Source organism: Kitasatospora sp. NPDC127035 (assembly GCF_042726075.1).
Classification (GTDB): Bacteria; Actinomycetota; Actinomycetes; order Streptomycetales; family Streptomycetaceae; genus Kitasatospora.
The window spans coordinates 1-20,115 of record NZ_JBHXDN010000108.1 but is presented as its reverse complement, the minus strand read 5'-3'; the positions used below and the strand labels follow the sequence as shown (position 1 = coordinate 20,115).

21 protein-coding genes are annotated in these 20,115 nt (G+C 73.1%); 18 read left to right on the top strand and 3 right to left on the bottom strand.

Translation table 11 applies throughout. The features are described from left to right. Positions 1-805, bottom strand: an 805-nt coding sequence (locus ACFWIC_RS39210; protein ID WP_380521838.1) for an amidohydrolase family protein, incomplete at its 3' end; no start/stop codon positions are given. Positions 806-1,213: 408 nt separating this feature from the next. Here ACFWIC_RS39210 and ACFWIC_RS39205 point away from each other — a divergent pair. The 13 genes from ACFWIC_RS39205 (at position 1,214) to ACFWIC_RS39145 (ending at position 11,196) form a co-directional block, all read left to right on the top strand. Then, positions 1,214-1,669 (top strand): hypothetical protein, encoded by a 456-nt coding sequence (locus tag ACFWIC_RS39205; RefSeq protein ID WP_329882636.1) that lies wholly within the window; start codon positions 1,214-1,216, stop codon positions 1,667-1,669. A gap of 117 nt (positions 1,670-1,786) precedes the next feature. Further along, a complete protein-coding gene (locus ACFWIC_RS39200) occupies positions 1,787-2,242 on the top strand; it encodes an ester cyclase (protein ID WP_329882637.1) in 456 nt (151 codons plus the stop codon). Between the two features lie 41 nt (positions 2,243-2,283). Beyond that, on the top strand, positions 2,284-2,616 hold the full coding sequence (locus tag ACFWIC_RS39195) for a TcmI family type II polyketide cyclase (RefSeq protein ID WP_329882638.1): 333 nt from the start codon (positions 2,284-2,286) through the stop codon (positions 2,614-2,616). A 119-nt stretch (positions 2,617-2,735) separates the two neighbouring features. Continuing rightward, positions 2,736-3,005: an acyl carrier protein gene (locus ACFWIC_RS39190; RefSeq protein ID WP_329882639.1), complete on the top strand. Its 270-nt coding sequence runs from the start codon at positions 2,736-2,738 to the stop codon at positions 3,003-3,005. A 3-nt stretch (positions 3,006-3,008) separates the two neighbouring features. Then, entirely contained in the window at positions 3,009-3,500 is a 492-nt protein-coding gene (locus tag ACFWIC_RS39185; protein WP_329950030.1) for an SRPBCC family protein, read from the top strand. 5 nt (positions 3,501-3,505) lie between these two features. Then, positions 3,506-3,937: a cupin domain-containing protein gene (locus ACFWIC_RS39180; RefSeq protein WP_329950031.1), complete on the top strand. Its 432-nt coding sequence runs from the start codon at positions 3,506-3,508 to the stop codon at positions 3,935-3,937. Then, on the top strand, positions 3,934-5,220 hold the full coding sequence (locus ACFWIC_RS39175) for a beta-ketoacyl-[acyl-carrier-protein] synthase family protein (RefSeq protein ID WP_329950032.1): 1,287 nt from the start codon (positions 3,934-3,936) through the stop codon (positions 5,218-5,220). Before ACFWIC_RS39180 ends, ACFWIC_RS39175 begins: the two co-directional genes overlap by 4 nt. After that, on the top strand, positions 5,217-6,452 hold the full coding sequence (locus ACFWIC_RS39170) for a beta-ketoacyl synthase N-terminal-like domain-containing protein (RefSeq protein WP_329882643.1): 1,236 nt from the start codon (positions 5,217-5,219) through the stop codon (positions 6,450-6,452). Before ACFWIC_RS39175 ends, ACFWIC_RS39170 begins: the two co-directional genes overlap by 4 nt. Before the next feature lie 29 nt (positions 6,453-6,481). Then, positions 6,482-6,847: an antibiotic biosynthesis monooxygenase family protein gene (locus tag ACFWIC_RS39165; protein WP_329882644.1), complete on the top strand. Its 366-nt coding sequence runs from the start codon at positions 6,482-6,484 to the stop codon at positions 6,845-6,847. A 4-nt stretch (positions 6,848-6,851) separates the two neighbouring features. After that, entirely contained in the window at positions 6,852-8,279 is a 1,428-nt protein-coding gene (locus ACFWIC_RS39160; protein ID WP_380363319.1) for an FAD-dependent oxidoreductase, read from the top strand. 54 nt (positions 8,280-8,333) lie between these two features. After that, a complete protein-coding gene (locus ACFWIC_RS39155; RefSeq protein WP_327681289.1) occupies positions 8,334-8,732 on the top strand; it encodes a nuclear transport factor 2 family protein in 399 nt (132 codons plus the stop codon). A 31-nt stretch (positions 8,733-8,763) separates the two neighbouring features. Then, entirely contained in the window at positions 8,764-9,942 is a 1,179-nt protein-coding gene (locus tag ACFWIC_RS39150) for a hypothetical protein (protein ID WP_329950033.1), read from the top strand. A 204-nt stretch (positions 9,943-10,146) separates the two neighbouring features. Further along, positions 10,147-11,196 (top strand): ArsR family transcriptional regulator, encoded by a 1,050-nt coding sequence (locus ACFWIC_RS39145; RefSeq protein WP_380521834.1) that lies wholly within the window; start codon positions 10,147-10,149, stop codon positions 11,194-11,196. Positions 11,197-11,486: 290 nt separating this feature from the next. Here ACFWIC_RS39145 and ACFWIC_RS39140 read toward each other — a convergent pair whose 3' ends face one another. Both ACFWIC_RS39140 and ACFWIC_RS39135 read right to left on the bottom strand, forming a co-directional pair. Next, entirely contained in the window at positions 11,487-12,242 is a 756-nt protein-coding gene (locus tag ACFWIC_RS39140) for a GNAT family N-acetyltransferase (RefSeq protein ID WP_329950035.1), read from the bottom strand. Positions 12,243-12,396: 154 nt separating this feature from the next. After that, a complete protein-coding gene (locus ACFWIC_RS39135; protein ID WP_380363868.1) occupies positions 12,397-13,260 on the bottom strand; it encodes an SDR family NAD(P)-dependent oxidoreductase in 864 nt (287 codons plus the stop codon). A 217-nt stretch (positions 13,261-13,477) separates the two neighbouring features. Here ACFWIC_RS39135 and ACFWIC_RS39130 point away from each other — a divergent pair, with 217 nt between their 5' ends. The 5 genes from ACFWIC_RS39130 to ACFWIC_RS39110 all read left to right on the top strand — a co-directional run bounded on the left by ACFWIC_RS39130 (position 13,478) and on the right by ACFWIC_RS39110 (position 19,572). Next, positions 13,478-15,196, top strand: a complete 1,719-nt coding sequence (locus tag ACFWIC_RS39130) for an MDR family MFS transporter (protein ID WP_380521832.1) — start codon at positions 13,478-13,480, stop codon at positions 15,194-15,196. 290 nt (positions 15,197-15,486) lie between these two features. After that, positions 15,487-16,464 carry an NAD(P)-dependent oxidoreductase gene (locus ACFWIC_RS39125; RefSeq protein ID WP_329882651.1) on the top strand — a complete coding sequence of 326 codons (978 nt, stop codon included), beginning with the start codon at positions 15,487-15,489 and terminating at the stop codon, positions 16,462-16,464. A 31-nt stretch (positions 16,465-16,495) separates the two neighbouring features. After that, positions 16,496-18,130, top strand: coding sequence for a PQQ-binding-like beta-propeller repeat protein (locus tag ACFWIC_RS39120; RefSeq protein WP_329950038.1), 1,635 nt, complete (start codon positions 16,496-16,498; stop codon positions 18,128-18,130). 76 nt (positions 18,131-18,206) lie between these two features. Beyond that, on the top strand, positions 18,207-18,836 hold the full coding sequence (locus ACFWIC_RS39115) for an NAD(P)H-binding protein (protein WP_329950039.1): 630 nt from the start codon (positions 18,207-18,209) through the stop codon (positions 18,834-18,836). Between the two features lie 97 nt (positions 18,837-18,933). Beyond that, on the top strand, positions 18,934-19,572 hold the full coding sequence (locus ACFWIC_RS39110) for an NAD(P)H-binding protein (protein ID WP_329882654.1): 639 nt from the start codon (positions 18,934-18,936) through the stop codon (positions 19,570-19,572). The last annotated feature ends 543 nt before the right edge of the window (positions 19,573-20,115 follow it).

Below are 20,115 nucleotides of genomic sequence, written 5' to 3'. Positions count from 1 at the left end.
GGCCGCCGGGGCCGCCGGGCCGGCCCGCCGCGCCGGGCCCGCCCGCCGGGGGTCCGCCGACACCGGGCGGGGGTCCGCCGACACCCGCCGGGGGCCCGCCGGCGCCGGGCGGCGGGCCGCCCGCGCCCGGCCGCCCGAAGGTGACCGGCATCCGCCGGGCCAGCTCCAGCCGCTCCAGCAGCAGCGGCAGCCCGCCGCCGCAGACCGGCGCGACGATCCGCAGGTCGGGGTACTTCTCCAGCCAGCCGGCGAAGAGCACCGCCGCCGTTCCCAGCGTGACGTCGCAGGGCCGGGCGATCTGTTCGACCAGCCGCAGGTCGTCCAGCTCGCCGGCACCGGCCGGCTCGGCCGGCGGGTGCAGCATGACCGGGGTCCGGTACTGTGCGGCCATCGCGAAGAAGGCGTCGGCCTCCGGGCCGTCGAGGAAGCGCCCCTCGATGCTGGAGTTCACCATCAGCCCCACGAACTCGGGCTGTTCGAGGCGCTTGGCGGTGGCGGCCAGCTCGGCGTCGGAGCCCAGCGGGTTGGTGTAGACGTATCCGCGGAGGGCTCCGGGCCGGGCCCGGACCTGCTCGCCGAGCCAGTCGTGGAACCGCTCCAGGGTGTCGAGCGGCTGGCGGTAGTTGTCCAGTCCCGGCGTGCGCACCATGGTGCCCGCGCCTACGGGACTGCCGACCAGGGACGTGGTGATCCCGGCCGCCGCCTTGAGTTCCACCATGCCGTCGACGTCGACGAGGCTCGGCGGCATGGGGAACCGGCGGAAGAGTTCGGGCGACGTGATGTGGCCGTGCACATCGATCGTCATCGGCTCGACACCTCCTGGGATGTCCGCCGGCCGGTCGGCTCGGCAGGGTGGTCGCGGGCCCGGACAGTCAAGTGAGTGAGTGCCCGCTCGCACCGTAGGGTGCAGCCGGTGCGCGCGTCAACACGGCCTCCTCCCCGGCTGGTTGGTGCAACGAACCGGCTGGGCAACCGGCCCGGGAGGACCGGGACGCGGTCCGTGGACGCCCGGGCGACGTCCCAGCCCGGTGGAGACGGATGCCTCCTGACACTGGGACCACCCGGCGGCAAGGATGAGCCGGCGGGGCCGCCCCGGGGGCCGAGATGCCCCGGCCCCCGGGGTCCCGTGCCATCGCACCGGGCGACCCCGCCCCGGTTCGCCGAACACTCGGCGAACGTCCCGTGATCTCCAGGATCGATTCGAGGAATCGACATGAAGGACAATGCGAACGTCTGGCTGGTGACATCGTCCAGCGTTCAGCTCGGCACCTTGTGGATCATGAAAACCTCGATCCTGCCGATGCTGAACTCTCTGCCCTACGACCGGTACGTCAACACGTGCCAGCTCATCGACATGCACGTGTTCCACCCGATCGCCTTCTGGAACGGCATCGCCACCGCCACCGTGGGCGCCACCAAGGCCGTCCGCTCGGAGAGCAAGGTGGCCAAGGTGCTGTACGCGGCCGGCACCGTCGGCATGGCGACCGTCGCGGTCGCCTCCGAGGGCGTCAACCGCCCGATCTGGCGCCAGATCGAGCGCTGGAGCCCCCACCAGGACAGCGACGCCGCCTGGCGCGGCAAGCGCCGCCGGTGGCACCTGGCGCACGAGACCCGGACCATGGGCGCGATCGGTGCGGCGGTCTGCTTCACCCTCGCCGCACTTCTCTGACCTGCGCCGGTCCACCTCCGGGGCCTTCCCTGCCCCGCTTTGCGAAGCCCTGACTTCCGCCCACCCGGACCGCCCACGGCCTCGGCCGCAGGGTCGTCCGCCGAGCAAAGGAGTGTCATGACCTCGTCCACCGAGACCACGGTCGAGACCAACAAGGCCCTCATCCGCGACCTGACCGAGCGGGCCTTCAACGACGGCGACCTGTCCACCATCGGCGACCGCTTCGCCGAGGACTATGTGGTGCACGCCCCCGGCCTGCCCCCGATGCCGCCCGGCCCGGACTCGTTCCGCCAGGCCGTGCTGCTCTGGCGCAACGCCTTCCCCGACGTCCACGTGACCGTCGAGGACGTGGCCGGCGACGGCGACCGGGTCTACGCCCGCTTCACCACCCGCGGCACCCACCAGGGGCAGCTGTTCGACATCCCGCCGACCGGCAAGCCGGTCACGGTGCACGAGATGTCCTGCCACCGGATCGTCGACGGCCGGGTCGTCGAGTCGTGGATCGGCGACAACGTGCCCCGGATCCTGCTCGACATCGGTGCCATCCAGCCGGTCGGCCGCCCGCAGCACTGACCCCACCAGCCCGAGCCCACCGCACCCCGAGGGGAGCCCCCATGCACCGCTCACTGATCATCGCCCGGATGGTGCCCGGATCGGAGGGCGACGTCGCCCGCATCTTCGGCGAGTCGGACGAGACCGAACTGCCGCGGATCGCCGGCGTCACCCACCGCTCGCTGTACCTGCTCGGCGACACCTACGTCCACCTGCTGGAGACCGACGACCCGGGTCAGGCAGCGGTCGACGCCGCCCGCCGCCACCCCGAGTTCGCCCGCGTCAGCGAACGGCTCACCCCGTTCATCTCCCCCTACCTGGCCACGTGGCGCTCCCCGCAGGACGCGGTCGCCCAGTGCTTCTACAGCTGGGAGTCCGGTACCGGCGGTCGGTGACCCGACCACCGCCGGCGCCCTGACCGACGGGGTCCGTTCACCCCGGAGCAGCGCTGTGCCCCGGAGCGGCACCCCCGCCCCGGAGCAGTCCCTACACCGGAGAAACGAGAGGCAGCACCATGACCGACCACCAGGCCGGCGGGACGACCACGGTCGTCACCGCGGCGGAGATCGAGAACGTCCTCATCACCAGCGCCGGCGCGGCGCCGGACGTCTTCGAGGGCTCCCGGCACGTCCCCCTGGAGGAGCTCGGCCTCGACTCGCTGGCCGTCCTGGAGCTGGAGGCGGTGATCGCCGACCGGTACGGCCTCAAGGTCCCGGACGGCGCCGTCGCCCTCAGCGTCGACGAGATCGTCGCCCAGCTGCAGGGCGCCGGGGCGGTGAGCTGACCGATGGCCGGACACACCGAGAACGGCATCGTCATCCAGGCCCCGCTCAAGCTCGTCTGGGACGTCACCAACGACGTCGCCGGCTGGCCCGAGCTGTTCACCGAGTACGCGTCCGCCGAGATCATCGAGCAGCGCGGCGAGACCGTCCGGTTCCGGCTCACCATGCACCCGGACGAGGAGGGGCGGATCTGGAGCTGGATCAGCGACCGGACCGTCAACGCGGCCGACCGCACCGTCCACGCCCACCGGGTCGAGACCGGGCCCTTCGCCTACATGCAGATCCACTGGCGCTACGAGGAGCTGCCCGAGGGCGGCACCCGGATGACCTGGATCCAGGACTTCTCGATGAAGCCCGCCGCCCCGGTCGACGACCAGGGCATGACCGAACGCCTCAACACCAACTCGCCCGTGCAGCTGGAGATCATCCGCCGCAAGGTCGAGGCACTCGCCGCCGACCGGGGCACCGCCCAGGCCGGCCCCGCCGAAGAGGAGTGAGCGCCATGGCCGTCAGGAACTACCGAATCGTCGGCATCGACGACGTCCCCGCCAACCGGAAGCGCGGTGGCGAGACCCGTGCGGTGCTCTCCCCGGCCACGGTCGGCTCGACCTCGGGCTTCATGGGGATCGCCCGGCTCCAGCCCGGGGAGCGGATCAGCGAGCACTACCACCCGTACAGCGAGGAGTTCGTGCTCCTCGTCCGGGGCGAGCTCACCCTCGACCTGGACGACAAGCCGTTCGAGCTGTTCGCCGGCCAGGGCCTGGTCATCCCCAAGGACGTCCGGCACCGGCTGCGCAACACCGGCAACGAGGAGGCCTTCGCGGTCTTCCACCTCGGCCCGCTGGCGCCCTCCCCGGAGCTGGGCCACGTCGACACCGAGGACGGCCCGGGCACCAAGGCGCACGAGGGACACATAGTGCTGGGGGAGCGATGACCGCATCCCCCTCCGCAGGCGCCCGCCGCGTGGTGGTCACCGGGATCGGTGTGGTGGCGCCCGGCGGCACCACCCGGGAGTCCTTCTGGGACCTCATCACCTCCGGCCGCACGGCGACCCGCAGGATCAGCGCGTTCGACCCGTCGGCGTTCCGCTCGCAGATCGCCGCCGAGGCGGACTTCGACGCAGTCGCGGCCGGCCTCACCCCGCTGGAGCTGCGCCGCGCCGACCGCTACGTCCAGTTCGCGCTGGCCGCCTCCCAGGAGGCGGTGTCCGACGCCGGACTGCAGCTCGACGAACAGACCCGTGAGGCCACCGGCGTGGTGCTCGGCTCGGCGGTCGGCGGCACCATCGTCCTGGAGGACGAGTTCGTGGTGGCCAGCGACTCCGGCCGCAACTGGCTGGTCGACCCGGACGTCACCAGCCCCTTCCTCTACCAGGGCCTGATCCCCAGCAGCCTGGCCGCCGACGTGGCCGCCCGGCACGCGGTGCACGGCCCGGCCGTGGTGGTCTCCACCGGTTGCACCTCCGGCATCGACGCGATCGGCCACGCCTACCAGTTGCTGGTGGACGGCGAGGCCGAGGTGATGATCACCGGTGCTTCCGACTCGCCGATCTCCCCGGTCACCGTGGCCTCCTTCGACGCGATCAAGGCCACCACCCCGGACAACGACGACCCGGAGCACGCCTCCCGGCCGTTCGACCGGGACCGGCACGGCTTCGTGCTCGGCGAGGGCTGCGCGGTGCTCGTCCTGGAGGAGCTGGAGCACGCCCGCCGGCGCGGCGCCCGGATCTACTGCGAGGTGGTCGGCTACGCCAACCGCGGCAACGCCTTCCACATGACCGGGCTGCGCCCGGACGGCCTGGAGATGTCCGAGGCGATCAGCGACACGCTCCGCCAGGCCCGGCTCAACCCCGAGGACGTGCACTACATCAGCGCCCACGGCTCCGGGACCAGGCAGAACGACCGGCACGAGACCGGCGCGTTCAAGCGCTCGCTGGGCCACGCCGCGTACGGCGTGCCGATCAGCTCGATCAAGTCGATGGTCGGCCACTCGCTGGGCGCGATCGGCGCGATCGAGATGGCCGCCTGCGCGCTGGCCGTCGAGCGCGGGGTCGTCCCGCCGACCGCCAACTGGCAGAACCGGGACCCCGAGTGCGACCTCGACTACACGCCCAACAACGCCCGTGAGGTACGGGTCGGTGCGGCGCTGTCGGTCGGCAGCGGGTTCGGCGGCTTCCAGTCCGCGATGCTCTTCGCCAAGCTCGGGAGGATCCGATGAGCGAGCGGCGCGCGGTCATCACCGGCGTCGGCGTGGTCGCGCCGAGCGGGACCGGCAGTGAGGCCCACTGGAAGACGGTCTGCGGCGGCGAGAGCCGGATCGGCCCGATCACGCTCTTCGACGCGAGTTCGTACGAGACCACGCTGGCCGGCGAGGTCGGCGACTTCGACGCCAACCGGTACGTCGAGCGCAGGCTCCAGGTGCAGACCGACCGCTGGACCCACCTGGCCTACGCGGCGGCCGAACTGGCCTTCGGCGAAGCCGAGTTGGATCCGTCCACGGTCGAGCCCTACAAGTTCTCGGTGGCGCTGGCGAGTTCGTCCGGCGGCAACCAGTTCGGCCAGCGCGAGCTCCAGCGGCTCTGGCAGCCGGACACCTCGCGGACCGTCGGCGCCTACCAGTCGATCGCCTGGTTCTACGCCGCGACCGTCGGCCAGCTGGCCATCCGGCACCAGGCCAAGGGCCCGTCCAGCGTCCTCGTCTCGGAGGGCGCCGGCGGCCTGGACTCCCTGGCGCACGCCGCCCGCCTGATCCGCCGCGGCGCGGACGTGGTGCTGGCCGGCGGCACCGAGGCGCCGCTCGGCCCGTACGCGCTCGCCTGCCAGCAGCGCAGCGGCCGGCTCTACACCGGCACCGACCCGGCGGCGGCGTACCTGCCGTTCGACGAGCGCGCGGCCGGCTACGTGCCGGGCGAGGGCGGCGCGGTCTTCGTGGTCGAGGACCTCGAACACGCGCTGGCCCGGGGTGCCCGGATCCGCGCCGAGATCTCCGGCTGGGCCGCCACCCACGACGGCGCCTCCACCACCCGGACCGGCGCAGGCTCGGTCCGCCAGTACGCCCGCGCGCTGGGCACCGCGATCGAACGGGCCGGGCTCACCCCCGGCGACGTCGACGTGGCCTTCCCGGACGCGGTCGGCGTCGCGGCGTACGACCGCACCGAGGTGCAGGCGCTGCGCGAGGTGTTCGGCGAGGCCGGCCCGGCCGCCGTCACCACCCAGAAGCCGCTGACCGGGCGGCTCTACCAGGGCGGCAGCGCACTGGACGCCGCCACCGCGGTGCTGGCCATGGACAACGGCCTGATCCCGCCCTCGGCGGGCCCGGCCCGCCCGGCCGACGGCTGCGAGCTGGCCTTCGTCCGCGAGGAGCAGGCCGTCGAGGTCGGCGCCGCGCTGATCGGTGCCCGCGGTTTCGACGGCTTCAACAGCGCCGTCGTCCTGCGCGCGCACTCCTGACACCCAACGACCTCGGAAGGGAGACCGCCATGCCGGTCGACGAGGGCGCGGCGCGAGGCCGCGTGCTCTTCCTCATCACCGTCAAGGAAGAGCGCCGCGAGGACTTCCTCAAGGCGTACGAGCAGGTCCGCCACCTGGTGGCCGAGGGTGTCCCCGGACACGTCCGTGACCAGGTCTGCCAGTCGTCCACCGACCCGGAGCAGTGGCTGATCACCAGCGAGTGGCGCGCCCTGGACGACTTCGTGGCCTGGGAGGAGACCGAGGAGCACCGGGACCTGGTGCGCCCGATGCGCGAGTGCTTCACCAACGCGAAGTCCATCCGGTTCCACATCCAGGCCGAGACCTCGCGGGACACCCCGCGGGCGAGCCTTTCCACTCCCACCACCACGGGTTGAGGTCATGACACGGACACTGATCATCGGTGGCAGCGTCGCGGGCCTGGTGGCCGCGCTGGCGTTCGCCGACCTCGGGCACGACGTCACGGTGCTGGAGCGTGACGCCAACGAGGCGCCGGACACCGTCGACCTGGCGCACAGCGACTGGCAGCGGCCCACCGTGCCGCAGATGCACCAGTCGCACGCCTTCGGCTCGCTCGGCACCAACCTCCTGCGGGAGCGGCTGCCCGCCGTCTACCAGGCCCTGGTCGCGGCCGGTGCCCGGGAGATCGAGCTCGGCCGGGCGATGCCGCCGTCGCTGGCCGACAAGACCCCGCACCCGTCCGACGCCGAGCTCCGGATGATCGGCAGCCGGCGCTCGACCTTCGAGCTGATCCTCCGCCAGGAGGCGCTGCGCCGGCCCGGGATCTCCTTCCGGCGGGGCGAGACGGTGCGCGGCCTGACCGTGGCCGACCGCGGCCCGGCCCGGGTGACCGGCGTCGTCACCAAGGACGGCCGCAGCGTCGCGGCCGACCTGGTGATCGACGCGAGCGGTCGCCGCTCGCAGGGACACGAGTGGCTCCGCGAGCACGGCCTGGCCGAGCCGGAGCAGGTCGCGCAGAGCGCCGACATCACCTACTACACCCGTTACTACCGTGCGCTGAGCCCGCGTCCGGCCGGTCCGCTCAACCGCGGCTTCGGCGCCGGCGGGCTCTGGGACCACTACACCGGCGTGCTGTTCCTCGGTGACAGCAACACCTTCACCATCTCCTTCGGCGTGCTGCCGGACGACACGGAGCTGAAGGCGCTGCGCATCGAGGACGCGTTCACCGCCGCGGTCCGCGCCACCCCGCTGCTGGCCCCCTGGGTGTCGCCGGAGGTCGCCGCGCCGATCTCGCCGGTGCACGCGATGGGCGGCCTGGACAACTCGCTGCGGCTGTACGGGCAGAACGCGCAGCCGGTCCCCGGCTTCCTGCCGGTCGCCGACGCGGTCTGCACCACCAACCCGGCGTACGGGCGCGGGGTCTCCCTGGCCATCGCCCACGTGCTCGGCCTGGCCGACCTGGTGCGCGAGCACCCGGAGCCGGACGCCGAGCAGGCCGCGCTGGCGGCCGGCCTGGCCGGGCGGACCTTCCGCCCGTGGTTCGAGGACGCGGTCCGCAACGACGCGGGCCGGGCCCGGCTCTGGCGGGCCACCGTGGCCGGCCAGCAGCTGCCGCCGCTGCCGCCGGACGTCATCACCTTCGGCACCGTGGCCGAGGCGGCCGCCACCGACGAGGTGGTCTGGCGCCGGCTGGCCCGCACCATGATGTCGCTCGACAACCCGGCCGGCCTCTACGAGGACGAGGAGATCCGGCTGCGGGTCAAGCAGGCCGCCGCGGGCGGGCCGCCGCCGTTCCCCGCCCCGGACCGGGCCTCCCTGGTCGACGTCGTCCGCCGCGCCGCGGGCTGACGTCCTCACCTTTCCCTTCCCGCCCCGCAAGGCACCACCCACAGGAGGAGAATCATGAAGGTCGTCGACCACCCCAACGCCAAGCTCATGGAGGCGGTCTACGCCGCGTTCACCGTGGGCGACGTCCAGAAGGCCGCCGGCTACTGGACCAAGGACTGCGTGCACTACTACCCGGGCACCAGCGAACTGTCCGGCGCGCACGAGGGCATCGAGTCCGCACTGGCCTTCGCCGGCCGGATGTTCGAGATCTGCCAGGGCCGCATCCAGATGGAGATCCACGAGATCGGCGCCAGCGACACGTTCGCGTTCGCCACGGTCTTCACCCGCTACGAGCGCGAGGGCAAGAGCCTCGAGATGCCGTTCGTCAACGTGGCGCGCATCCAGGACGGCCTGATCGCCGAGTTCTGGACCTACCCCGAGGACCAGTACGCCGTCGACCAGTTCTGGGCCTGACGCTCCCCGACGATTGAGAGGTGGCATCACCATGGCAGGGATCATCAGCAGTTGGGGTGACAACACCAACGGCCAGCTCGGCGACGGCGGGACCGTCAACCGGGCCGCCGCGCAGGACATCAAGGGCCTGGAGGGCGTGGTCCGGGTCGTGGCCGGCAGCGGTCACGCCCTGGCCCTGACCGCCGACGGCGAGCTCTGGGGCTTCGGCCGCAACGCCTTCGGCCAGCTCGGCGACGGTTCGACGGAGAACCAGGCGAGCCCGGTCCGGACGATCGGCCTGCCCGGCCGGGTCCGCTCGGCCGGCGCCGGCGGCGGGCACAGCGCCGCGCTGCTGGAGGACGGCACGGTCTGGGCCTGGGGCGCGGGCTTCTTCTGCGCCCTCGGCGAGGCCAACTTCGGCGTGCAGCCGGTCCCGGTCCGGGTCGACGGCCTGGAGGACGTGATCGAGCTCGCCGTCGGCGGCGCGCACAACCTGGCCCTCAAGGCCGACGGCACCGTCTGGTCCTGGGGCCGTGACGACCGCGGCCAGCTGGGCGACGGCCCGAACTCCACCCGCGAGGGCCGGATCGTCCGCTCCTACATGACCGCCTCCTTCGACTGCCGGCCGCGTCCGGCCGTGATCGAGGGCCTGGAGCCGGCGGTCCGGCTGAGCGCCGGCGGCGGCCACAGCCTGGCCGTGCACGCCGACGGCTCCGCCTCGGTCTGGGGCTTCAACGACCGCGGCCAGCTCGGCGACGGCACCCTGGTCGACCGCGCCGCCCCGCAGAAGGTGCAGGGCCTCGGCCCGGTCACCCAGCTGGTCGGCGCCTACCACCACACGGTGGCGCTGCTGGCCGACGGCACCGTCGCGGCCTGGGGCCTCAACGACGGCGGCCAGCTCGGCGACGGCACCACCGTCGACCGCGCGGTGCCCGCCCCGGTGCCGGGTCTGACCGGCGTCAAGGCGGTGACGGCCAGCGGTGGCGGCACCGACGCCAACCCGGGCACCGGCGGCCACGCGCTGGCACTGCTCGCCGACGGCTCGGTGCTCGGCTGGGGCTGGAACAACTGGGGCCAGCTGGCCGCCGGTGACGCCGAGACCGTCCCGACCCCGGCCCGGATCGCGCTGTCCGGCCCGGCCGTGGGCATCGCCGCCGGCGGGGAGATCCCGCCGACCAACAAGTTCATGGCCAACCCGGGCGGCGGCTTCGCCTTCGCCCTGCTGGGCTGAGCCCCTTCCGGGCAACCGCCGCGTGGTCCCGGCCCGTTCGGGGCCGCGCGGTGCCGGGCCGACGGGCCCGCCGCGCACGCACCACCGGGTCCGCCCGGCGGTCCGTGCAGGGCGGACCGGTCCGTCGTCCCGTCCACCCATGACCGCTCGGGCCGCGGGCACCGTCCGCCCGCGGCCCGGTCCCCGCAGGGAGGCCTCACCCTTATGACCGCCGTTCCCCAGACCGCCCCTGCCTCGGCCGGCGCGGTGTTCCTCTCCGAACTCATGTTCCCGTCCACGCCGCGCTGCCTGGCACTGGCCGCCGAGTACCGGATCGCCGAGCTGCTGGCCGACGGCCCGCTGCCGGCCGCCGAACTCGCCGAGCGCGCCGGGGTGGCCGCCGGCCCGCTCGCCAAGGTGCTGGGGCTGCTCGCCGAGGACGGTGTCTTCGAGGAGACCGAGCCCGGCGTCTTCGCCAACACCGCTCTCTCCGAGCTGCTGCGCCCCGGCGTGCCGGGCTCGATGGACGCGATGGCCCGGATGGTCGGTGCCGAGTGGCTCTGGTCCTCCTGGGGCGCGCTGGACCACAGCCTGGTCACCGGCAAGCCCGGCTTCGAGAAGGTGCACGGCACCGCGCTCTGGCCGTGGCTCCAGCGCAACCCGGGTGCGGCCGCCACCTTCAACCAGGCGATGACCGACTTCACCGACGCGCTCTCCGACGCCCTGGTCTCCTCCTACCCCGAGTTCGCCGAGGCCGGTGCGGTCTGCGACCTGGGCGGCGGGCAGGGCACCTACCTGGCGGCGATCCTCCAGAAGTACGACGCGCTCGGCCGCGGCGTGCTGGCCGACCTGCCGAGCGTGATCGAGCAGGCCCGGACCCAGCCGGACGTCGCCAAGCTGGCCGAGCAGGGCCGCCTGGACTTCGAGCCGGTCGACTTCTTCGCCGGCGTCCCGGCCGGGATCGGCGCGTACGTCACCAAGCAGGTCTGGCACTCCTGGCCGGACGACGCGCTGGTGCGACTGCTGCGCAAGTGCCGGGAGGCCTCGCCGGGCGCCCGCTTCGTCGCGGCCGAGCTGGTGCACCGCGAGGGTGTGCCGCGCTTCGTGAAGAACTTCGACCTGGTCATGCTGGTCACGATGAGCGGCGAGGTCCGGACCGAGGAGCAGTTCGCCGAGGTCTTCCGGCGCGGCGGCTTCCGGCTGAACCGGGTGGTGCCCACCGGGACGGCCTTCTCGCTGCTGGAGGCCGTGCCCGACCCCGACCCGCTGGACTGAGCGACCACGTGCGGCCGTGCGGTCGGGTGACCGTACGGCCGCGCGGCCGTACGCCGCAGGACCGTGAGCGGCCGGACCGAGGACCCTCGGCCCGGCCGTCGGCGTGCGGTCGTCGCGGCCCGTCGGCGGCGCCGGAACAGCCGCCGAAATATCCGTCCGCATATTCGCTCCACCGTCCGTCCGCGTATTCTCCGATGATTTTCCGGAGCGCCATGGAAAAGGGCCCGGATCCGTAACGGATCCGGGCCCCCGGTCGTCCTCCCGGGTGAATTCCCGGAAGGTCTTTCGGCTCAGTCGAAGCGGAATTCCGACAGCCCCCCGGCCGGCCGGAACCCGAACGACTCGAAGAGTGACCGGATGGCGCTGTTGCCCTCGCCGGTGACCGCCAGGCAGATCACCGTCTCGCGTACGGCCAGCTCGGCCAGCATCTCGCCGAGCAGCGCCCGGCCGTACCCGCCGCGGCGGATCTCCGGCCGCACGTACATCGGGTTGAACCGCACCACGCCGGCGACGGAGGCGGTCCGGCCGAGGATGGCGACGGCGTCGCCCTCGTGCTCCCAGACCCGCAGCAGACCGGAGGAGATCTGCTGCTGGACCGACCGCCGGGCCGTCTCCCGGCTGAGCCCGGCGCCGTGTGCGGCCTCCAGGCACCAGTCGGTGAACAGCTCCAACTCCTCGGCCAGGGCTGCCCGGGACTGCCCGGCCGGGGCCGGCCGGTCGGAGGTCACGGCGGGGCCGGACAGGCTCAGTACCCGCTCACGCCGGCCCGCGTGAGCGGGTCGGCCGGTGGCCTCGGACCACGCGGCGGCGAACGCGGCGGCCGCCGCGTCCGGTCCGATCACGCCGGGAAGCCGGTCGGGGCCGGCGCCCAGCTCGGTGCCGAGCGCGGCCGCGGCGGCCTCCGGCATCCCGCTCAGCACGACCAGGTGCGGGGGTGTGAAGGCCGCCACGCCGACCACCGGCGCCGAGCCGGAGGTCGGGTCCTCGACCCGGCTCCAGTTGATCGGCGGGGCGGTCGGCGGCCGGAACTTCGCACCTGCCAGCATGGTCAGCAGGATGGAATTCTCGACGGGGTTGCCAGCAATCCACCCACCGGTTTCGGAGATGAACTCTTCGGTGTTTCTCGTGGTTTTTACGAGCATGTCGAAAAAATATCCCGAGGGTGGTTCGATGGCAATGGGGCAATGCGCTTTTCCCGACTCAGCCCGCGTTCGGCCGACCGGCTCCGGGGCCGCCCTGTCCCGGACGGCCCTGGCCGCCCGCGCCGGGGCCGCCCTGACCGCCTCCGCCCGGGCCTCCCTGGCCGCCCGGCCGCTGCATCATCCCGGCCGAGACGCCGGCCGTCATGCCGCCCTCCAGGCCGAACAGCGAGCCGGTGACGAAGCTGGCCGCGTCGCTGCTCAGGAAGACCACCGCGTTGGCCACCTCCTCCTCGGTCGCGATCCGCCCGAGTGCGGTGCCCGACCCGGCCCGCTCCAGCGCGCCGGGCTGGCTGCCGACCCGCTGGCGGAACTCCTCGGTGTCGACCGGTCCGGTGATGAGCGCGTTGACCCGGATGCCGGCCGGACCGGCCTCCAGGGCGGTGGCCCTGGTGAGGCCGACCACGCCGTGCTTGGCCGCGGTGTACGCGCCCAGGCCGAAGGCGGTGCCCTGGACGCCGGCGGTGGAGGCGTTGTTGATGATGCTGCCGCCGCCGCTCGCCCGCATGGCGGCGATCTCGTGCTTGAGCGAGTGGTAGGTGCCGGTCAGGTTGACGGCGAGGACCGCGGCGAAGGCCTCGGCCGGGACGCGGTCCAGCGGGCCGAACGCGCCGCCGCCGCCGGCGTTGTTGAAGGCGATGTCGAGCCGGCCGTGTCGCTCGACCGTGGTACCCACGAGGCGGGCGACGTCATCCTCCACGGTGACATCGGCGGCGATGAAGTCCGCCTGCCCGCCCTTCTCGCGGATCCTGTTCACCACGGCCTCGCCCAGCTCGGCCCGGCGGCCGGAGACCACGACGTGCGCCCCGGCGGCGGCGAGTGCGAGCGCGGCCGCCGCCCCCATGCCGGAGGTGGATCCGGTCACGAGCGCGATTTTCCCCTGGAGTTGGCTCATCGTTCGCTGCCCTTCCGGGCGGCCGTGGCCGCCCTGACGTTGGCTCTTGACGGCTAATTTTGATTGTATAGTCTATACGAATTCAAGCTCGGAGCAAGGACTCCGAGCCGGCGGACGCCTCCTCAAGGAGTACCCAATGAGCGCCCCGTACGCTGCACCCGCCCCAGAAGTGCCACGGAAGACCTTCTTGACGATCTTTGCTGCCCTGGTGCTTGCCATGTTCCTGGCAGCCCTGGACCAGACGATCGTGGCGACGGCCCTTCCGACCATCGCCGGCGACCTCGGCGGTGTCACCCACCTGGCGTGGGTGGTCACCGCCTACATGCTCGCGGCGACCGCCGCGACGCCGCTCTGGGGCAAGCTGGGCGACCTCTACGGCCGCAAGCTGATGTTCCAGTCGGCCATCACCATCTTCCTCCTCGGCTCCGCGTTGTCCGGACTTTCCGCCAACATCGGCCAGTTGATCGGTTTCCGGACCCTCCAGGGTCTCGGCGCCGGCGGCCTGATGGCGTTGGCCATGGCCCTGATCGCTGAGCTCGTCCCGCCGCGCGAGCGCGGCAAGTGGCAGGGCTACGCGCAGTCCTGCTTCGTGCTGGCCGGCGTGGTCGGCCCGCTGGTCGGCGGTGCCTTCGTCGACCACCTCAGCTGGCCGTGGATCTTCTACATCAACCTGCCGATCGGCGCCGTCGCGCTGGTGGTGGTCACCTCCGTGCTGAAGCTCCCGGTCAACCGGCAGAAGCACCAGCTGGACTACCTCGGTTCGGCGCTGCTCAGTGCCGCGATCGTCTCGATCCTGCTGGTCTCGGTCTGGGCCGGCGACCAGTACGCGTGGGGCTCCGTGCAGGTCATCGGCCTGCTGGTGCTCGCCGTGGTGCTGCTGATCGGGTTCGTGCTCCAGGAGAAGCGGGCCGCCGAGCCGGTCGTCCCGCTGGAGCTGTTCAAGGACCCGGTGGTCCTGGTCGCCACCCTGGGTCTCTTCCTCACCTCGATCTCCCTCTTCGTGGCGACCGTCTACACCCCGCTGTTCCTCCAGGTCGCCAACGGTGACACCGCCACCGAGTCCGGCCTGCTGCTGGTCCCGATGATGCTCGCCACCGTCGTCAGCCTGACCGTCTCCGGCAAGGTCGTCGCGGCGACGGGCAAGTACAAGATCTTCCCGATCATCGGCCTCCTGGTGATGTCGCTCGGGCTCTTCCTGATGTCGACGCTCAAGGCCGACTCCTCGGAGGTGGCGGCCGGCGGCTTCCTGGCCGTCTTCGGCATCGGCTTCGGCATGGTGACCCAGGTGCTCATCGTGGCGGTCCAGAACTCGGTCGAGATGCGGCAGTTGGGCGTGGCCACGGCCGCGGCGAACTTCTTCCGCTCGCTCGGCGGCGCGATGGGCGTCACCGTCTTCGGTGCCATCCTCAACTCGCAGCTGCGTGACCTGCTGCCGAAGAAGGTGCCGGCCGAGGCGCTGGAGCGGCTCGGCACCGATGGCGTGCTGACCGCTCCCGCCAAGGTCCGGGCGCTGCCCGAGCCGGTGCGCGACGGCGTGTCCGACGCGCTGGCCCAGTCGCTGCACGTGGTCTACCTGGTCGGCATGGTGGTCTCGCTGATCGGTGCCGTGGTGGTGCTCTTCCTCCAGGAGCGTCCGATGCGGGCGCCGATGGGCGCGCCCGGCGGCAAGGGCGGCCCGGGTGGGCCCGGCGGACAGGGTGGCCCCGGTGGTCCCGGCGGTCAGCACCAGGGTCAGGGCGGCCCCGGCGGCCAGTGGCAGGGTGCGCAGGGCGGTCAGGGTGCCCCGGGTGCCCAGGGCGTCGGCGCGCAGGGTGGCCCGGCCGGCCAGGGTGCCCAGGCCGGCCAGGGCGGCGGGCGACCGGAGGCCGCCGGCCCCGGTGCCCGTCCGGAGGCCGCAGCCGGCTGACGGCTGCCGGACCGGTGTCCCGCCGATGTGACGACCTCCTCCCCCTCCGCCCTCGCCGGGTGGTGGGGGAGGAGGTCTGTCCGGGCAGCGATTTGACGCCAGATCAGTGCACGGTACGGCTCGAAACGGACGTCGAAAGACAGTGCGGAGTGAGTGTTCACCCGCTAGGCTGGACGGGCAGTCGGCACCCCGGCCGCGGTGGGGCGGGGTGCCTGGCACGGCCTTCCCCGCCGCACTCCGAGCGCCGGGAGTCCCGGCGCGACCAGCCCACCAGGAAGCGGGTCGACTCCATGGCCGACATACCCAGCCAGCAGCGGCGTGCACTCTCCCGGGACCTCCCGCCCGCAGACGCCCCCACCATCCCGCCGGTGACCAGGATCGGTGTCATCGGCCTCGGTGTGATGGGCGGCGGCATGGCCTCCCGGCTGCTCGACCAGGGCCACCGGATCGTGGTCCACAACCGGACCCCCGAGCGCGCCGCCCCGTTCGCCGCCCGCGGCGCGGAGGTCGCCGACACCCCGGCCGCGCTGGCCGAGCGGGTCGACGTGGTCCTGCTCAGCCTCGCGTCCGAGGCCGCCGTCGACGAACAGCTCTTCGGCCCCGGCGGCGTCCTGGAGACGCTGCCCGCGCACGGCATCGTGATGGACACCAGCACCGTCTCCCCCGACTTCGCCCGGTCGGTGGCCCAGCGGGTGGCCGGGCGCGGCCGCAACGCCGTCGACGCCTGCATCATCGGCAACGGCCAGCACGCCAAGGACGGCGAACTCCGCTTCATGGTCGGCGGATCGGCCGAGACCTACGACCGGCTGAGCGCCGTGCTGGAGCCGCTGGCGAAGGAGATCCGGCACCTCGGCCCGAGCGGTCTGGGCGCCACCGCCAAGGTGATGCTCAACGTGCTGATGGGCGTGGAGATGCAGGTGCTCGCCGAGTCGGTGACGCTGGCCCAGGCAGCCGGCATCGACCGCGAGCTGGCGCTCCAGATGATCAGCGAGAGCGGCTTCAGCTCGCCGGTGATGCGGTTCAAGGCCGGCGTGATGCGCCGCCGGGCCTACGGGGACCCGCAGTTCCGGCTCGACCTGATGCGCAAGGACCTCCGGCTGGCCACCGCGGAGGCCGACCGCCTCGGCGTCGACACCCCCGTCTGCGACGCCACCCATGAGACGCTGATCGCCGCCGCCGAGGCGGGCCTCGGCGAACTGGACTGTGCCGCCGTGCTCTCCCACGCGGAGGCCGCCGCAGGCCTGGCCGCCACTCCGGACCGTACGTGAACCACACGCCTTCACCGAGGAGTTGATTTACGTGTCCCAGTACAGACGGCCCCGGGCGGCCAGGTACGGCTCCGCCCTGGTGGCGTTGCTGACCGCGCTCGTGATGCTCACCGTGACCAACGGCGCCGGAGCCGAGGACGCCGAGGGCTCCCGCCACCGCTCCGCCGACTGGAGCAGCTGGCAGTTCGACGCCACCGGTACCCGGTTCAACGGCCAGGAGCACCGGATCACCCCCGCCAACGTCTCCGGTCTCGGCCTCGAGTGGGCCTTCGGCCACGCCAAGGTGCCCGGGGTCTACCTGGGCAGCCAGCCCGCCGTGGCGGACGGCACCCTCTACGTCGGCGGCGCCGAGGGCACCTTCCACGCGATGGACGCGAAGACCGGCGCGGCCCGGTGGACCTTCGACGTCGCCCCGGTGGCCGGCGCCCACTCCACCAGCAACCCGGACCCGGTCCGCAGCAGCCCGGCGGTCGAGGGGAACACCGTCTACTTCGGTGACAACCGCGGCTACCTGTACGCGCTGGACCGCCGCAACGGCGCGCTGCGGTGGTCGCTGAAGCTCGACACCCACCCGCTGGCCCAGATCACGAGCTCCCCGCTGGTCCACGACGGCAAGGTCTACGTCGGCGTGTCCAGCAAGGAGTCCGGCGCGACCTTCGACCTCACCTACCCGTGCTGCACCTTCCGCGGCTCGGTGGTCGCGGTCAACGCCTGGACCGGGCAGCTGGAGTGGCGCCACTGGACCAACCCCGAGCCGCAGCTGGTCGGCACCTGGCCCAACGGTGCGAACCGCTACGAGCCCTCCGGCGTCGCCGTCTGGAGCTCCCCGGTCCTCGACCGGGCCAGCAACACCGTCTACGTCGGGACCGGCCAGAACTACACCGGCGCGGCCGGCGACACCGACTCGGTGCTCGCTCTGAACGCCCGCACCGGCGCGGTCCGCTGGCGCACCCAGGAGACCTTCCCGGACACCTTCACCGTCGCCTGCGGCACCCCGGGCGCCGACGCCTACTGCCCGAGCAAGGCCGACGGCACCGACCACGACTGGGACTTCGGCGCCAGCGCCAACGTCTTCAGCATCGGCAACCGCCGGGTGGTCGGCATCGGCCAGAAGAACGGCGTCTACCACGTCTACGACGCACTGACCGGCGCCAAGGTCTGGGACCGCGCGGTCGTCGCCAACCCGAACACCAAGGGCGGCAGTTCGGGCATCCAGTGGGGCACCAGCTACGACGGCAACCGGCTCTACGTCGCCACCTGGTTCGCCAACCCGGGCACCCTGTACGCGCTCGACCCGGCGACCGGCGCGATCCTCTGGCAGACCGAGAGCCCCGCCGACGGCTGCCAGTGGGGCGGCGCCGCCGCCTACCCGCAGCTCTGCCAGCGGGCCTTCACGCCTGCGGTCACCGCGACCCGCGGCCTCGTCTACGAGGGCGGCGCGGACGGCAAGATGAGGGTCTTCTCGGCCGCCACCGGCGCGGTGCTCTGGCAGTACGACGTGGTCCGCGACTTCACCACGGTCAACGGCGTGCCGGCACACGGCACGGCCCTCTCCGGTGGTGGCGGCGCGGTGGTGGCCGACGGCATGCTCTACATCCAGGCCGCCTACTACCCGCAGTATCCGAGCAACTCGGGCGGCGTACTGCTCGCCTTTTCCCTACCGTAGGACACGTTGTCGTAGCGAAGGTCAACTCACGGCCGGCGGCGAACAGTTGCCGCCGGCCCCGGCAAGGAGGCACATCATGGAGATCGTCGTGGTCGGAGCGGCCGGTCGTACCGGACGACTGCTGGTCGAGAAGGCACTGGAGAACAAGCACAGCGTCACCGCACTGGTGCGCGACCCGGCCAAGCTGCCGGTCGAGCACGAGCGGCTGACCAAGGTGCGCGCGGACGTCTTCGACGTGGCGTCGCTGAACGGCCCGCTCGCGGGCAAGGAGGCCGTCCTGGTCGCGCTGGGGGTCACCAGCCGCACCACGACGACCGTCTTCTCCGAGGGCGTGCGCAACGTCATCGCCGCCGCCCGGGCGGGCGGGGTGCGCCGGCTGGTCACGATGTCCTCGGCGGGGCTGGAGACCAAGCACCTGCCGGCGATGCAGCGGTTCGTCGCCGAGTTCGTGGTGGACCGGGTCTACCGGAACATCCACCTCGACCTCGCCCGGATGGAGGACGAGGTCGAGGCCAGCCCGCTGGACTGGACGATCGTCCGGGTGCCGATGCTCACGGACGGCCCGGCCACGCCCAACTACCAGGCGGTCGTCGGCGGTCACATCGCCAAGGCCTCGCGCATCGCGCGGGCGAACGTCGCCGACTACATCGTCACCCATCTGGATGACACGGCCACCTACGGCCGTCGCGTCGAGGTGGCCAACTGATGGACCCCGGCGGAGGCCGGCCCGCCCGCGGCACGTCCGCGGCGCGGGCCGGCCGCGCGCCCGGACCCGAGGACCCGAGCGAGGAGGGGAACGCTCCGTGAACATCGTCGTGTTCGGCGCGACCGGGGGTACCGGCCGCCACGTGCTGGACCTGGCCGCCGAGGCCGGGCACTCCACCGTCGCCTTCGCCCGTGACCCGCTGGCGCTGGTCGACGCCCGGCCGCACAGCATCCGGCAGGGGGACGTCCTCGACCCGGACGCGGTGGCCCGGGCCGTCGAGGGCGCCGACGCGGTGGTCTCCGCGCTCGGCATCGGTTACAGCCGGGCCGCCACCACCGTCTACTCGGCCGGCACCGACCACATCCTGAAGGCCATGCGCGCGGCCGGCGTCGGCCGGGTGCTCTGTGTCTCCACCACCAGCATGGGCCCGCCGCCCTGGCGGGCCGCCCCGTTCCAGCGCGCGCTCACGTCCTGGGTGCTGCACCCGATGCTCCGCCGGCCGTACGCCGACATGGCGCGGATGGAACGGCTGGTGCTGGAGGACACCGGGCTGGACTGGACGCTCGTCCGGGCCGCCCGGCTCACCGGCGGCCGGGCCCGCGGCCGGTACCGCACCGGCGTCGGGAGCCGGCTGCCCGGGGCCTGGTCGATATCCCGGGCCGACCTCGCGCACTACCTGGTCGGCGCGCTCGCCGAGCCGTCCACCCACCGCGCGGTGGTCGAGATCGCCTACTGAGACCGCGTACCGAGACCGCGTACCGAGACCGCCCCGGCACCGCTCGCCGGTGGTGCCGGCCGGGCACCGTTCCGCCGGCCCGGCCGGCGGGCCGGGCCTCCCCCCGACCGCCCCCCGACCTCCCTCCACTCCCTCCCGACGGCCGCCCGTCGGGGCGCCGCCCGCCCGGACCGTGTACGGACCGTCTCCCCGAGGACGGTCCGTACTCAACGGGGGGTACGGCCGGCTACTCCCGTGGTGCGATGCCCGGCCTTCCCGGACGGGGCAGAGTATGGAGTGATCCGCGGATCACCCAAGCCGTGGGCCGGCGGCCTCATCACCATCCACCCCCGGTGGCCGCCGGCCCGTGGCCCGCGTCGCCCCTCGCCTTCCGGAGCACAGCCGATGCCCACACCTCCCGGCCCGCCCGCCGCCGACACGTCCGTGCCGCCCGGCCGGGCGACCGCGGCGACCACCGAGACCCCCGCGCCCGCGGCCGACGGCGCCGCGCGGGACGCGCGGGCGCGGGACGGCCGCCGGTGCGGGCGCGGAGCGAAGGTCGCG

Coding starts and splice junctions, on each gene's coding strand:
- ACFWIC_RS39205 (WP_329882636.1), top strand. CDS start 1,214: ATGAAGGACAATGCGAACGTCTGGCTGGTGACATCGTCCAGCGTTCAG.
- ACFWIC_RS39200 (WP_329882637.1), top strand. CDS start 1,787: ATGACCTCGTCCACCGAGACCACGGTCGAGACCAACAAGGCCCTCATC.
- ACFWIC_RS39195 (WP_329882638.1), top strand. CDS start 2,284: ATGCACCGCTCACTGATCATCGCCCGGATGGTGCCCGGATCGGAGGGC.
- ACFWIC_RS39190 (WP_329882639.1), top strand. CDS start 2,736: ATGACCGACCACCAGGCCGGCGGGACGACCACGGTCGTCACCGCGGCG.
- ACFWIC_RS39185 (WP_329950030.1), top strand. CDS start 3,009: ATGGCCGGACACACCGAGAACGGCATCGTCATCCAGGCCCCGCTCAAG.
- ACFWIC_RS39180 (WP_329950031.1), top strand. CDS start 3,506: ATGGCCGTCAGGAACTACCGAATCGTCGGCATCGACGACGTCCCCGCC.
- ACFWIC_RS39175 (WP_329950032.1), top strand. CDS start 3,934: ATGACCGCATCCCCCTCCGCAGGCGCCCGCCGCGTGGTGGTCACCGGG.
- ACFWIC_RS39170 (WP_329882643.1), top strand. CDS start 5,217: ATGAGCGAGCGGCGCGCGGTCATCACCGGCGTCGGCGTGGTCGCGCCG.
- ACFWIC_RS39165 (WP_329882644.1), top strand. CDS start 6,482: ATGCCGGTCGACGAGGGCGCGGCGCGAGGCCGCGTGCTCTTCCTCATC.
- ACFWIC_RS39160 (WP_380363319.1), top strand. CDS start 6,852: ATGACACGGACACTGATCATCGGTGGCAGCGTCGCGGGCCTGGTGGCC.
- ACFWIC_RS39155 (WP_327681289.1), top strand. CDS start 8,334: ATGAAGGTCGTCGACCACCCCAACGCCAAGCTCATGGAGGCGGTCTAC.
- ACFWIC_RS39150 (WP_329950033.1), top strand. CDS start 8,764: ATGGCAGGGATCATCAGCAGTTGGGGTGACAACACCAACGGCCAGCTC.
- ACFWIC_RS39145 (WP_380521834.1), top strand. CDS start 10,147: ATGACCGCCGTTCCCCAGACCGCCCCTGCCTCGGCCGGCGCGGTGTTC.
- ACFWIC_RS39140 (WP_329950035.1), bottom strand. CDS start 12,242: ATGCTGGCAGGTGCGAAGTTCCGGCCGCCGACCGCCCCGCCGATCAAC.
- ACFWIC_RS39125 (WP_329882651.1), top strand. CDS start 15,487: ATGGCCGACATACCCAGCCAGCAGCGGCGTGCACTCTCCCGGGACCTC.
- ACFWIC_RS39115 (WP_329950039.1), top strand. CDS start 18,207: ATGGAGATCGTCGTGGTCGGAGCGGCCGGTCGTACCGGACGACTGCTG.